This is a genomic window from uncultured Modestobacter sp. (assembly GCF_947486615.1).
Classification (GTDB): Bacteria; Actinomycetota; Actinomycetes; order Mycobacteriales; family Geodermatophilaceae; genus Modestobacter.
This window is the reverse complement of sequence record NZ_CANKUD010000005.1, coordinates 173,025-185,155: the sequence shown is the minus strand read 5'-3', so window position 1 is coordinate 185,155 and position 12,131 is coordinate 173,025. Positions and strand designations below refer to the sequence as shown.

The window sequence follows — 12,131 nt, the reverse complement described above, 5'->3', positions numbered from 1 at the left end:
GCGAGGACGCGGCCCCACGCGGTGGGCTCCGCGCCCGGTCCACTCCGACCGTTACCGGACCGATACCACCGGGCATGGGGTCCGCGCGGCCGTCCGGCGCGTCTGTCCAGGTGAGACCCCACCACCAGGAGGCGTGCGTGACCGACCAGCGGGACGACGAGTTCACCGCGTTCGTCGTCGAGCACGGCGCCGCGCTGCTGCGTACCGCCTGCCTGCTCACCGGCGACCGGGGTCACGGGGAGGACCTCGCGCAGACGGCGCTCGCCAAGGCCTACGGCGCGTGGTCGAAGGTCCGCGCCGCCGACGTGCCCGTCGCCTACGTGCGCCGGGTGCTGGTCAACAGCCACCTGAGCTGGCGGCGCCGGCTGATGAGCACCGAGCAGACCGTGGAGACCCTGCCGGACCGGGGCGGTGGTGACCACCAGGACGCACACGCCGACAGCGACGAGGTGCGGCGGGCCCTGCTGCAGCTCTCGCCGCGGGTGCGCACCGCCGTCGTCCTGCGCTACTTCGACGACCTCAGCGAGGCCGACACCGCGCGGCTCATGGGCTGCTCACCGAGCACCGTGAACAACCAGGTGACCCGCGGGCTGGCCGTCCTGCGCACCCTGCTCGCCCCCGAGACCGACCTGACGACCGCCACGAGGAGGCGACCGTGACCGACCTGGAGCGCACCCTCGGTCCGCAGCTGCACCGCCTGGCCGAGGAGCTGGCCCCCGACGCCGACCCGCTGGACCAGGTCGCCGGCGCCCGCACCCGCCACCGCCGGCAGCGCCGGACCCGGGCCGGGGTCACCGCCCTGGCCGTCGTCATCGCCGCCATCGTGGTCGGCGTCCCGACCACGCTGGACAGGCTCTCCGCGGATCCCGGGGACGTCGCCGGACCGCGGCCGACCATGACCCCGACGACCGGAGAGCGCTCGCAGACGCAAGCCGAGGCGGACGCGCAGGCCGCCTTGGAGGACGACGCGGCAGCCCGGGCCGCACAGGCCGCAGCCGAGGAGGCACGCGCAGCCGCAGCCGGCGCGTCGCGGGAGGAAGCGGAGCAGGCAGCGCAGCTGGCCCGCACCGAGGTGATCGTCACAGCGCTCACCGACCGCGACCCGCCGCTGGAGCTGCGGGCCGGCACCGACCGGTCCTGCCCGGACGCCGGCCCTATCGGCGCCGCTCCCGACCCCGGGCCCGTCACCGACCTCGCCGGTGGCTGCCGCTGGTCCGGCCAGAGCCTCACGTTCGGGCTGCGGCTGGCCGAGGGGCAGACCGAGGACGAGATGGTGGCAGAGGTCGACCGGGAGGTCGCGATCGACGGCTGCACCGTCCGGGCGATGCCGAGCACCGTCGACGTGACGCCGCTGATCCTGTGCCCGCCCGATGCGGACCAGGCGGCCGGCACGACCTGGACGCTGCGGGTACCCGACAGTGCCGGGGCCGGCTACTGGGTGCTGTCGGCAGCCGAGGGCAGCGGGGCGGCCGTCGATGCCGGCGGCGGCGGGCTGCTGACCCTGGTGGACCTCGCCGCCGCCCGGTGGTGACCGCCGCTCAGAGGGTCAGGTGGAGCAGGAACTCCACCGAGCCCTGGTCCTCGACGCTCACGAAGCCCAGGTCCGGCGGCTCGATGCCGAAGTCGGCGAAGGCCACCGGCACCGAGCCGGAGACGTCGATCCCCTCGGCGGTGCGCACCACCGACATCTCCGCCTGCACCGGCTGGCTCATCCCGGCCAGGGTCAGCTCGCCGGTCACCGGCACGGTCACCGGGGTGCCGGAGAGCTCGGGCAGGTCGGCGACCTCGGTCACGGAGAAGGTCGCGGTCGGGTTCGCCGCGACGTCCATCACGTTGTCCCGGAAGTAGCCGTCCCGCCGGTCGCTGTCGGTGGTGATCGACGCGACGTCGACGGTCACGTCGGCGTCGGCCAGGTCGCCGCCGGTGACCACGACGGTGCCGGTCACCTGGTCGGTGGTGCCGGCGACGGTGACGTCGGCGCCGTTGAGCACCTCGTCGACCCGGTAGCCGGCGGTGGAGCCGTCGACGATCGTCCAGGTGCCGTCGGTGTCCAGCGTGAGCTCGGCGTCCTCGGGCTGGACCTGCACGGTGGGCGCGGGTGCCGCGTCCTCCTGCAGCGCCGCGTAGGCCAGGGGCCCGCCGATGGCCGCTGCGGCGACCACCGCCACGGCCCCGCCGGTGATCCACCAGGTACGACGACTGGGCATGGCCACTCCCCTGTTTGAAGGTTCATGCAGTCAACCGCACGAACCTGGGAGCAGCATGTGGATCAGGTGAACGAGAAAGGACCCCCCGCACACCCGCCAGAGCCCGCTTATCCTTGCTGCCTTCCGGCCCTGGGGAGGTTCACAGGGTGACGCCGTACGAGGGGTCTGCCGCCACTGTAGAGGACGACGCGGACCGGACCGCCAGGCCGCCCCCGTACGCTCCCGCCGCATGACCGGGCACACCTCCGCGGGCATGACCCCCGCCCGGGGTTTCGCCCTGGTCGTGCTGGCCGCGCTCTGCTGGGGCACCTCGGGCATCACCGGCGACCTGGTCGCCGACCGCACGGACCTCGACCCGCTGGACGTCGCCTGGCACCGGATGGCCGTGGGCGCCGTCCTGCTGGTCGCTGTGCACCTGTCCTCCCGCCGCCGCACGGGCGCCCGCACGGTCTGGACCCGCCCGCTGCGCAGCCGGCTGGCCGCCGTGGGCGTCGGCCTGGCCGTCTACCAGAGCGCCTACTTCGCCGCCGTCGCCACCGCCGGGGTGAGCATCGCAACGCTGGTGGCCCTGGGCCTCGCCCCGCTGCTGGTGGCGGTCGGCGCCGCCGCCCTCGGGCACGGTCGCCCGGACCGGGCGACCGGCACCGCTCTGGTGGTCGCCCTGGTCGGGCTGGTCCTGCTGGTCGGGGTCTCCGCCGGCGGGGACGACGGCGACGCCGTGCTGCTCGGGGCGCTGGCCGCCGTCGGGTGCGCGGTCGCCTACGCGGGCGTGGTGCTGCTCTCCTCGGGAGCACCCGCGGGCGTGCCGACGACGACCGTGGGCTTCGCGGTGGGTGCGGTGCTGCTGACCCCGGTCGCCCTGGTGGCCGGGCTGGACCTCACCGGCGACCCGGTGGCCCTGGGCCTGCTGGTCTACCTGGGAGCGGTGCCGACCGCGCTGGCCTACGGGCTGTTCTTCACCGGGGTGCGGGCGGTGCCCGCCGCGGTGGCCTCGATCGTGACGCTGCTCGAGCCGCTCACCGCGACCGCGTTGGCCACCGTGCTGCTCGGCGAGCGGCTGGCCCCGACCGCACTGGCCGGGGGCCTGCTCATGCTCGGCGCCGTGACGGCGCTCTACCTGCGGAGGATGGGAGATTCGAACTCCCGAGGGCTTGCACCCAACCCGCTTTCCAAGCGAGCGCCATAGGCCACTAGGCGAATCCTCCAAGTGCGGTGCCACTGTACCGGGCACCCTGGAGGCGCTGCGCTGCTCCCCTCCCTCCCGAGCGGCCCGCGAGCCGCCGGGGTGGTTGAGTGATCACCCGGGACGGCGCCCGCCGCGACCCCTGGACCGGAGGACGGACATGAGCGAGACCGAGCAGGTGCGCCCGGAGGTGGTGGCCGCGATCGTCACCGCCCTGCAGCAGACCGATCCCAGCAACCTCCCGGCCGACGCGACCCGGGCCGAGAAGGACGCGGCCAAGGACGCCTACCTGTCCGGCATGGTCGCCGACCGGGCCCAGCGCGACCGGCAGAGCCGCGCGTGGGAGCTGCTGCTGACCCGCGGTCACCAGGACCCGCCGAGCTGGCAGCAGCTGTTCGACGAGCTGCCCGAGTCGTCCGTCGCCGAGCTCGGCGAGCTGTACGACGCGCTGCCCGAGGGGGCCCAGGCGGAGTACGCACGCCGCTACGGGGCCCCGGTCTCCGCCTGATCCACGACCGGCCGGACGCGCGGTGACCTCACCTGGTTCCCGGGTCGCCGGGCGCTACCTGCTGCGCTCACGACTCGGTGGCGGCGCGATGGGCGCCGTCTGGCTGGCCCGGGACGAGCTGCTGGGGCGCGACGTCGCCGTCAAGCAGGTGATCGTGCCCCTGGGCAGCGACCCCGAGGCGACCGCCGGGCACCGCGAGGCGGCGATGCGCGAGGGCCGGATCGCCGCCCGGCTCACCCATCCGCACGCGGTCTCCGTGTACGACATGGTCGACGACGGCGGGACGCCGTGGCTGGTCATGGAGTACTTGCCCTCGCGCAGCCTGGCGACGGTGCTGGCCGAGCGGGGCCGGCTGCCGGTCGGGCAGGTCGCGCAGATCGGCGCGCAGGTGGCCGACGCGCTCGTCGCGGTGCACGCCGCCGGCGTCGTCCACCGGGACGTGAAGCCGGGCAACATCCTGATCGGCGAGGGGCCACGCAGCGACGGCCTGGTGAAGATCACCGACTTCGGCATCTCCCGGGCCCGCGGCGACGTCTCGCTGACCCAGACCGGCGTGGTCAAGGGCACGCCTGCCTACCTGGCTCCCGAGGTCGCCCGCGGCCGGGAGCCGGACGAGGCCAGTGACGTCTTCTCCCTCGGGGCGACGGTCTACGCCTGCCTGGAGGGCACCCCGCCGTTCGGGATGACGGAGAACCCGCTGGAGATGCTGCACCGGGTCGCCGGCGGGGACGTGGCCCGGCCGCGCAACGCCGGCCCGCTCAGCCGGCCGCTGATGCGGATGCTGCACAACGACCCGACCAAGCGCCCGACGATGGCGCAGGTGCGGGACCAGCTGGCGAAGCTGGCCGCCGGCAAGGACCGGGACGTCACCGAGGTGCTGACCGCCCGCACCCCGCTGGCGCCGACCCTCGCCGACCTCCGTCCCGGGGCCCCGGCCGGCGGGCCGGGCACCGTCACGGAGCTGCCGGCGCCCTCGACCGGGGCCCGGCCACCGGCCGCGCCGGGCGACGGGGGCACGGCCGGGCCGGACGGCGACGGAACGGCCACGCCGGACGACGGGGACGTCGCCGGGCCGGGCGCCGGCCCCGCGGCCGGGCGCACGGGACGGGACGGCGCGGTGCCCGCCGTCGGTGCCGCGGCCGCGACCGGGGCTGCGGCCGGGCCCGGGGGCGTCGCCGGGCCCGGGGGCGAGACGCGCCCAGGTGCGGGCAGCGCACCCACGACGTCGGCGCGCCCGGCAGCCGCTCGCGAGCGGCGTCGGCGGGGCCGGCTGCTGGCGGTCGCCGCCGTGCTGGTCCTCGCGCTGCTCGGCACGGTCGGCGGCGTCTGGCTGACCACCCGGGGCGACGACGGCAGCACCCCGTCGGCCGCGGACAGCAGCGCGCCCCGGACGCCGTCGTCCAGCTCGCCGTCACCGACGGAGCAGGAGACCCCCCCGCCGGAGACGACGGCGCCGACGACCGAGGAGACGACGCCGTCCACGCCCACCCCGACGCCCACGCCCACCCCGACCCCGACGCCGACCCCGACACCCCTGCCGGCACCGTCGACCCCGGCCGGCCCGGCGCCGGGCTCGGCTGCCGAGGTCGAGCAGACGATCGCGAGCTACTACGCGCTGCTGCCCGGCAACGCGTCGACCGCCTGGGAGCTCACCGGGCCACGACTGCGGGCGAAGATCGGCAGCCGGGCCGACTACCTCGCCTTCTGGAACCGGTTCAGCAGCGTCAGCCGCGGGGAGGTGCAGGCCCAGGACGGGTCACTGGTCGCCTCGATGCCGGTGACGTACACCGAGCGCGACGGCAGCGTGATCCCCGAGCAGCACGAGATCACCCTGGTCCGCGGCGACGACGGCCGGCTGCTGGTCGACTACGACCTGCCCGTCTGATCGAGCACCCGCTACTGCGGGCCGCCCAGCGACACGGCGCGAGGGACGACGTCACCGGGGCGGAACGCGAGGAGGCGGCGCCCCGCACGGGGCGCCGCCTCCTCGGCTGGCGGTGGCGGTGGGATTTGAACCCACGGAGGCTTGCACCTCACACGCTTTCGAGGCGTGCTCCTTCGGCCGCTCGGACACGCCACCGCCGGAGAGACTACAGGCCCCGCTTCGCACGGAAGAAGGCGCGTAGCAGCGCGCCGGACTCCTCGGCCCGCACCCCGGCGACGACCTCGGGCCGGTGGTTGAGCCGCCGGTCCCGGACGACGTCCCACAGCGACCCGGCCGCACCGGCCTTCGGGTCGTCGGCGCCGTAGACCACCCGCGCCACCCGGGACAGCACGCTGGCCCCGGCGCACATCGTGCACGGCTCCAGGGTGACCACCAGCGTCGCGCCGGTCAGCCGCCAGCCGTCACCGTGCTCGGCCGCCGCGGCCCGCAGGGCCAGCACCTCGGCGTGCGCGGTCGGGTCACCCCGCTTCTCCCGCTCGTTGGCCGCCTCGGCCAGCACCGCGCCGTCCGGGCCGAGGACGACGGCGCCGATCGGGGTGTCACCCCACTCCTGCGCTGCGGCGGCCAGCTCCAGGGCCCGCAACATCGCGCCGTCGACGTCCACCGGGCCGGTCACCGGTGCACGTCCGGGACGCTGGTGCGCTGCGTCGCCGGCGCACGCAGCGCACCGGCGTCCTGAGGAGCCGTCACCGCAGCTCGATCCCGGTCAGCGCGGACAGCTCGGCGAGCGCGGCGTCCGGGTCGACCACCTTGACCGTGTGCATGCCCAGCGCGCGGGCCGGCTTCAGGTTGATGCCCAGGTCGTCCAGGTAGGCGCAGTCGGCCGGCTCGATGACCCGGCCCACCGCCGCGGCCAGCCGCTGCACGGCCAGCGGGTAGATCGCCGGCTCGGGCTTGCGGATGCCCTCGACCGAGGACTCGACGACGGCGTCGAACTGCGCCAGCAGCTCCCCCAGCCGCCCGGTCCGCGGCATCGGCGCCACGTTGTTGGACAGCAGCGCCAGCGGCACCCCGGCGTCCCGCAGCCGGGCGACCGCGGCCACCATCGCCGGGCGCAGCTCGCCGGCCAGCGCGGCGAGCACCCGACCGGCGTCCACGGTGAAGCCGGCGGCGGCGGCCTCGGCCTCGAAGGCGGCCCGAAACCCGGCCTCGTCCAGCTCCCGGCGCTCGTACCGGGCCCAGGCGTTGGTGTCCGGGTCGGTGCTGTTGAGCCGGCGGATCAGCCCGTCGGGCAGCGCAGCCTCCGACTCGTAGGCGGCGAAGGCGGTCATCGGGCTCTCGGTGAGCACGCCGCCCAGGTCGAAGACGACGGCCTGCACGGTCACGGCGCGGCCACCGCGGTCAGCTCGGCGGCGAAGCCGAGCCGCTCGGCGATCCGCAGCACCATCTCGTCGGCCCACAGGTCGTCGGCGTCCAGCAGCCGGCCCAGCTCGTCGGCGGGCAGCCCGGCGTCGGCGAAGACGTCCAGGTCACCACCGGGCCAGCCCTGCTCGTCGTCGTCGAAGGCGTCGTCGATCGTCGTCCCGGTCTGCACCTCGATGCCGTAGCGCTCGACCACCTCGGCGGCGAGCAGCCACTCCTGGAACGAGGCGTCGGAGATCAGCGCCCGGACCATCCCGCCGGGGCCGTGCCGCAGCACCACGAAGTACAGCCGGCTGTCCACGACGAGGACGAACGGGCCGGGCCACTCCGCCGGGCCGGGCTCGCCGAGGGCGCGTTCGAGCACCGGGAGCTCGTCGTCGGCGTCGGCGGCCAGCAGGTCGACCTGCCACCGCCCGCCGGCGCGGCCGACGCGGACGGCGAAGCTCTGCCGCAGCGCGGCGCCGGGGTCCGGGGGGAGGGCCATAGCCTGTAGATCATGGCCGACGCCCCTCCCGACGACCGCGCGCCGGCCTTCCCGGTGCCGACGATGCCCGCACCCCCGGTCTCGGTGGTCGGACTGGGCCAGCTCGGGGGCTCGCTGGCCGCCGCGCTGGCCGCCGCCGGACGGGCGGTGTCCGGCTGGGACGTCGACCCGGCCGCCCGCGCCGTCGCCGAGCAGCACGGGGTGTTCGTCACCCGGGAGCTCACCGGCGTCGTCGTGCTCGCCGTCCCGCTGCCGGTGCTGGGCACCGCGCTGGACGGGCTGCGGATCGACCCCGGGGCCACCGTCACCGACGTCGGCTCGGTCAAGGCCCCGGTGCTGGCCGAGCTGGGCGCGACGCTCGGTGACCGGTTCGTCGGCGGCCACCCGATGTGTGGGACGGAACGGTCCGGCCCGGACGCCGTCGACCCGGAGCTGTTCCGCGGCGCGCGCTGGGCGCTGTGCCTGGAGCCGGGCACCGACCTCCGCCGCTGGCTGCGGGTCGCCGAGATCGCACTGGCCGTGGGCGCGGAGGTCGTCCCGGTGACCGCCGTCGAACACGACGACGCGGTCGCCGCGATCAGCGCCGTCCCGCACCTGCTGGCCGCAGCGTTGGCGGCCACCGCCGGGGAGGCCGGCCCACTGGCCCTCTCGCTGGCCGCCGGCAGCTACCGGGACGGCACCCGGGTGATCGCCAGCGACCCGGCGTTCGTCACCGCGCTCGTGCAGGGCAACGCCGGGCCGGCCGCCGCGGCGCTGGACCGGGTGCGCGCCCAGCTGGACCGCCCGGTGCCCGAGCTGGTCGCCGCAGGGCACGCCGTCCGCACCGAGACCCCCGGACGGCGCCCGGTGCGGGTGCCGCTGGACCGGACGGCGCTGCTGGCGCTGGGCCACGCCGGCGGAGCCGTCACCCGGCGGCTGGCCGCCTTCGTCGAGGGCTGGGTGCCCGATCGGGCGTGACCCGCAGGCGTGGGCGGCCGGCGGAGCGGGCAAGGTGATCACCAGCTGACGAGGAACACCGGGCACGAGGAGAGGGAGACGATGGACGACACCGAGATCCGCGGCAAGATCGAGGCACTGGTCGAGGAGGAGCACGCGCTCCGCAACGCCAGTGAGCACACCGACGAGCAGCGCGCCCGGCTCAAGCAGATCGAGGAGGACCGGGACCAGCTGTGGGACCTGCTCCGCCAGCGGGACGCCAAGCGGCAGTACGGCGAGGACCCCGACGAGGCGCAGCCCCGCCCGGAGCCCCAGGTGGAGAGCTACCTCCAGTAGCGGCCCGGTGGACCGGCCATGTTCGCCAACATGGCCGTCCATCGAGCCGGCACGTCGCGACCCAGCGGCCATGTTGGCGAACATGGCCACTGGTGGGCGTCAGGGGCGGGTGGCCGGCCCGTGCTCGGCGGCCAGCAGCGCCAGCTGCCACAGCAGGCGCACCCGGGGGTCGGTCACCGACCGGCCGGTGACCTGCTCGATCCGCCGCAGCCGGTGCATGACGGTGTTGCGGTGGCAGTACAGCTGGTCGGCTGCCCGGGTCGGTGAGCCGTCCGCGGCGAGGAACGCCGTCAGGGTGTCCAGCAGCACGTCGCGCTCGTCACCGGGCAGGTCCAGCAACCGGCCCAGGCACTGGTCGACCAGGCGCCGGGTGATCTCCGGCGAGCTGCTCAGCAGCGCCTCGGGGAGCCGGTCGTCGATGGAGACCACCCGCGCCGCACCGGCCGGCAGGGTGCGGGCCGCGGTGTCGGCCAGCCGCCAGGCGGAGCCCACCGACGCCGCGCCCTCCACCACCGCCGACACCCCGACCGGACCCTCGGCGAGCTCACCGAGCCAGCTGAGCACGTCCTCCAGGCGCCGCGAGCCCAGCGCCACCACCCCGACCTGGGCCGCGGACCGCCACCCCCACACCGACCGCACCCCGCGCTTGAGCAACCGCGCCGCCGGATCGGCCAGGGTGGGGCTGCCGGCGTCGTCCGGGGGTGCGACCGCGCAGACCAGCCGGCCGTCCAGCGGCAGCGCGAGCAGCTCCGACGCCGTCCGGACGAACACCGGGTCACCGCCGCGGCCCCCGAGCAGGCCGTCGAGCACCTGCTGACGGGCCTGGTCGTCGATGCCGGCCAGCCGCCGTTCCTCGGCCCGGTACGCCTCGGCCAGCGCGGCGCACTGCACGTCGTTGACGTGCCAGACCGACCCGGCCACCTCGAGCAGGACGTCGCTGTCCCCCGGCGCCTCGGACGCCCGGGCCGCGGCCCGCAGCGCCTCCCAGGTGACCTGCCCGCCCAGCCGGTAGGCGCGCAGCACGGTCTCCAGCGGCACCCCCTGGATCGCCCGGCGGCGGCCGACGTCCCGGGCCGCGGCGAGCGCGGCGCGACCGCCGTCGTCGGCGTCGCCCATCAGGGTGCGCACGGCCCGCTCGAGGTTGGCCCGGCCGGACTCGAAGAGCTCGGCCCGCACCACGGGCCCCTGCTCGGTGTACGCACCCTCGGTGCGCTCGAGGATGCTGACCATCCGGGACGTCATCTCGTCCAGTTGCTCCAGCAACGGCGGGGCGAGCTCGGCCAGCCGCGCGGCGACCTCGGGTCGGAACGGTTGCACGCCGCCACCTCTCTGTGACACACGGCACAACGCACAAGCGATCGGAGCGATCACTGTGCTGGCCGCCCATTGTGACGGCTCTCACGGCACTCCACGCTCGGGGTGTCGGAACACCCGACGCTCGTCAGCCGCGGCATGCCCGGCGGGCGGGGACACCCGAGGCAAAGGAGCCGTGGGCCCGTTGGCGCAGCCGACCCCGAGCGCAGGCAGTACCGCGACCGACCGCCACCCAGGCCGGGACCGGAGCCCGGACCCGGCCGCCCGGCTCGAGATGACCGGGATCTCGGTCTCCTTCGGTGGCGTGACCGCCCTGTCCGACGTCTCGCTCGTCGTCGAACCCGGCCAGGTGCACGGGCTGATCGGCCCGAACGGCGCGGGCAAGACCACGCTGTTCAACGTCGCCTGCGGCCTCGTCCGGCCCTCGGCCGGGGAGATGACCTGGCGGGGCAGCGCGGTGCGCCGGCTGCGCCCGCACCAGCTCGCCGGGCTCGGGATCTCGCGCACCCTGCAGGGCGTCGGGCTGTTCGCCGGGATGACCGTGCTGGAGAACGTCATGGTCGGCGCCCACCGGCACGCCCGGGCCGGCTTCGCCTCCGCACTGCTCGCCCTGCCGCGGTCGGACAAGGACGAGCGTGAGCTGCGGTCCCGGGCGGCCGCCGCGCTGGCCGACCTGGGCGCCTCCCGGTACGCCGACCGCTACCCCGGCGGCCTGCCCTACCCGGTGCAGAAGCGGGTCGCGCTGGCCCGCGCCCTGGTCGCCGACCCCGACCTGCTGCTGCTCGACGAGCCCGCCAGCGGCCTCGCCGAGGACGAGATGCACGAGCTCGGCGAGCTGATCCGCGCCCTCTCCGGCCGGATGAGCGTGCTGCTGGTCGAGCACCACATGGACCTGGTCATGCGCGTCTGCGACCACATCACCGTCCTGGACTCCGGTCGGCAGATCTCCGCCGGCACCCCGGCCGAGGTGCAGGCCGACCCCGCGGTCACCGAGGCCTACCTCGGGGACGACGTCGACGCCGAGGCCGACGCCGCCGAGCTCTCGGCGGCCGGCGAGGGAGGACGCCACCGTGACTGACGCCCGCACCTCCGGCAGCACCGCCGTCACCGCCCCCGGCAGCACCGCCACCTCCCCGGCACTGCTGGAGATCGAGGGGCTGACCAGCTCCTACGGCCCGGTCCGGGCGCTGGACGGGGTGTCGCTGAGCGCCGAGGCCGGCCGGATCACCGCCGTCCTGGGGGCCAACGGGGCCGGCAAGACGACCCTGCTGCGCACCGTCAGCGGCCTGGTCCGCTGCTCGGCCGGCCGGGTGACCCTCGGCGGGGAGGACATCACCACCGCCCCGGTCGAGGCGATGGTCGGCAAGGGCATGGCGCACGTGCCCGAGGGCCGCGGCGTCATCGCCGAGCTCACGGTGGACGAGAACCTGCGGGTCGGGTCGCTGTTCCGCGGCAAGGTCGGCCGGGACGAGTACGACCGCATCTACGACCTGTTCCCGCGGATCGCCGAGCGCCGCGACCAGCCGGCGCACGTGCTCTCCGGCGGCGAACGGCAGATGCTCGTCATCGGCCGGGCGCTGATCGCCAAGCCCCGGATCCTGCTGCTGGACGAGCCGTCGCTGGGGCTCGCGCCCCGGATCGTGGCGCAGATCTTCGGCCTGCTGCGGCACCTGGTCGACACCGAGGGCCTCTCGGTCCTGCTGGTCGAGCAGAACGCCCGCAGCGCGCTGTCGGTCGCCGACGTCGGCGTCGTCCTCAACCTGGGACGCGTGGTGGTGACCGACTCCGCGCGCACGCTGATGGGCGACGAGGACCTCCGCCACGCCTACCTGGGCTTCTGACCCGCCCTCCCGAGA

13 protein-coding genes, 2 tRNA genes, 1 other RNA gene and 1 pseudogene are annotated in these 12,131 nt (G+C 75.7%); 9 read left to right on the top strand and 8 right to left on the bottom strand.

All coding sequences use genetic code 11. The annotated features are described in order from the left end of the window. Positions 1-137 precede the first annotated feature (137 nt). Both Q1A09_RS11910 and Q1A09_RS11905 read left to right on the top strand, forming a co-directional pair. Positions 138-659: a SigE family RNA polymerase sigma factor gene (locus tag Q1A09_RS11910; RefSeq protein ID WP_299955129.1), complete on the top strand. Its 522-nt coding sequence runs from the start codon at positions 138-140 to the stop codon at positions 657-659. Further along, positions 656-1,531: a hypothetical protein gene (locus Q1A09_RS11905; protein ID WP_299955126.1), complete on the top strand. Its 876-nt coding sequence runs from the start codon at positions 656-658 to the stop codon at positions 1,529-1,531. Before Q1A09_RS11910 ends, Q1A09_RS11905 begins: the two co-directional genes overlap by 4 nt. 7 nt (positions 1,532-1,538) lie before the next feature. Here the strand turns inward: Q1A09_RS11905 and Q1A09_RS11900 are convergent, their stop codons facing one another. After that, complete coding sequence (locus tag Q1A09_RS11900) at positions 1,539-2,207, bottom strand: YceI family protein (RefSeq protein ID WP_299955123.1); 669 nt, start codon at positions 2,205-2,207, stop codon at positions 1,539-1,541. Positions 2,208-2,280: 73 nt separating this feature from the next. Further along, positions 2,281-2,376: signal recognition particle sRNA small type (gene ffs, locus Q1A09_RS11895), an RNA gene on the bottom strand. A 60-nt stretch (positions 2,377-2,436) separates the two neighbouring features. Between ffs and Q1A09_RS11890 the strand changes: the two are divergent. Further along, a pseudogene (locus Q1A09_RS11890) lies at positions 2,437-3,261 on the top strand (EamA family transporter); the annotation flags it as partial. 66 nt (positions 3,262-3,327) lie between these two features. Here the strand turns inward: Q1A09_RS11890 and Q1A09_RS11885 are convergent. Further along, a tRNA-Ser gene (locus Q1A09_RS11885) sits at positions 3,328-3,412 on the bottom strand. Positions 3,413-3,550: 138 nt separating this feature from the next. On the opposite strand from Q1A09_RS11885, the gene Q1A09_RS11880 reads away from it, so the two are divergent. Both Q1A09_RS11880 and Q1A09_RS11875 read left to right on the top strand, forming a co-directional pair. Next, positions 3,551-3,898, top strand: coding sequence for a hypothetical protein (locus tag Q1A09_RS11880; RefSeq protein ID WP_299955120.1), 348 nt, complete (start codon positions 3,551-3,553; stop codon positions 3,896-3,898). Between the two features lie 22 nt (positions 3,899-3,920). Then, the gene (locus Q1A09_RS11875) at positions 3,921-5,783 is read left to right on the top strand and encodes a serine/threonine-protein kinase (RefSeq protein WP_299955117.1); all 1,863 of its coding nucleotides are present in this window, start codon (positions 3,921-3,923) and stop codon (positions 5,781-5,783) included. 107 nt (positions 5,784-5,890) lie between these two features. Here the strand turns inward: Q1A09_RS11875 and Q1A09_RS11870 are convergent. From Q1A09_RS11870 to Q1A09_RS11855, 4 genes are all read right to left on the bottom strand, one after another. Beyond that, positions 5,891-5,978: transfer RNA gene (locus Q1A09_RS11870), tRNA-Ser, on the bottom strand. Between the two features lie 10 nt (positions 5,979-5,988). Beyond that, positions 5,989-6,429, bottom strand: a complete 441-nt coding sequence (locus Q1A09_RS11865; protein ID WP_366139778.1) for a nucleoside deaminase — start codon at positions 6,427-6,429, stop codon at positions 5,989-5,991. Between the two features lie 100 nt (positions 6,430-6,529). After that, positions 6,530-7,168 carry an HAD-IA family hydrolase gene (locus Q1A09_RS11860; RefSeq protein WP_299955111.1) on the bottom strand — a complete coding sequence of 213 codons (639 nt, stop codon included), beginning with the start codon at positions 7,166-7,168 and terminating at the stop codon, positions 6,530-6,532. Next, a complete protein-coding gene (locus tag Q1A09_RS11855; RefSeq protein WP_299955108.1) occupies positions 7,165-7,689 on the bottom strand; it encodes a tRNA adenosine deaminase-associated protein in 525 nt (174 codons plus the stop codon). Before Q1A09_RS11855 ends, Q1A09_RS11860 begins: the two co-directional genes overlap by 4 nt. A 12-nt stretch (positions 7,690-7,701) precedes the next feature. On the opposite strand from Q1A09_RS11855, the gene Q1A09_RS11850 reads away from it, so the two are divergent. Further along, on the top strand, positions 7,702-8,646 hold the full coding sequence (locus tag Q1A09_RS11850; RefSeq protein ID WP_299955106.1) for a prephenate dehydrogenase/arogenate dehydrogenase family protein: 945 nt from the start codon (positions 7,702-7,704) through the stop codon (positions 8,644-8,646). 81 nt (positions 8,647-8,727) lie between these two features. Then, positions 8,728-8,961: a DUF2630 family protein gene (locus Q1A09_RS11845; RefSeq protein ID WP_299955103.1), complete on the top strand. Its 234-nt coding sequence runs from the start codon at positions 8,728-8,730 to the stop codon at positions 8,959-8,961. A 99-nt stretch (positions 8,962-9,060) separates the two neighbouring features. Here Q1A09_RS11845 and Q1A09_RS11840 read toward each other — a convergent pair whose 3' ends face one another. Further along, on the bottom strand, positions 9,061-10,278 hold the full coding sequence (locus Q1A09_RS11840; protein WP_299955099.1) for a CdaR family transcriptional regulator: 1,218 nt from the start codon (positions 10,276-10,278) through the stop codon (positions 9,061-9,063). A gap of 271 nt (positions 10,279-10,549) precedes the next feature. On the opposite strand from Q1A09_RS11840, the gene Q1A09_RS11835 reads away from it, so the two are divergent. After that, positions 10,550-11,353 (top strand): ABC transporter ATP-binding protein, encoded by an 804-nt coding sequence (locus Q1A09_RS11835; protein ID WP_299955096.1) that lies wholly within the window; start codon positions 10,550-10,552, stop codon positions 11,351-11,353. Then, positions 11,346-12,116 (top strand): ABC transporter ATP-binding protein, encoded by a 771-nt coding sequence (locus tag Q1A09_RS11830; protein ID WP_299955093.1) that lies wholly within the window; start codon positions 11,346-11,348, stop codon positions 12,114-12,116. The genes Q1A09_RS11835 and Q1A09_RS11830 overlap by 8 nt, the downstream gene beginning before the upstream one ends. The last annotated feature ends 15 nt before the right edge of the window (positions 12,117-12,131 follow it).

Coding starts and splice junctions, on each gene's coding strand:
- Q1A09_RS11850 (WP_299955106.1), top strand. CDS start 7,702: ATGGCCGACGCCCCTCCCGACGACCGCGCGCCGGCCTTCCCGGTGCCG.
- Q1A09_RS11900 (WP_299955123.1), bottom strand. CDS start 2,207: ATGCCCAGTCGTCGTACCTGGTGGATCACCGGCGGGGCCGTGGCGGTG.
- Q1A09_RS11865 (WP_366139778.1), bottom strand. CDS start 6,429: ATGTTGCGGGCCCTGGAGCTGGCCGCCGCAGCGCAGGAGTGGGGTGAC.
- Q1A09_RS11835 (WP_299955096.1), top strand. CDS start 10,550: ATGACCGGGATCTCGGTCTCCTTCGGTGGCGTGACCGCCCTGTCCGAC.
- Q1A09_RS11880 (WP_299955120.1), top strand. CDS start 3,551: ATGAGCGAGACCGAGCAGGTGCGCCCGGAGGTGGTGGCCGCGATCGTC.
- Q1A09_RS11855 (WP_299955108.1), bottom strand. CDS start 7,689: ATGGCCCTCCCCCCGGACCCCGGCGCCGCGCTGCGGCAGAGCTTCGCC.
- Q1A09_RS11845 (WP_299955103.1), top strand. CDS start 8,728: ATGGACGACACCGAGATCCGCGGCAAGATCGAGGCACTGGTCGAGGAG.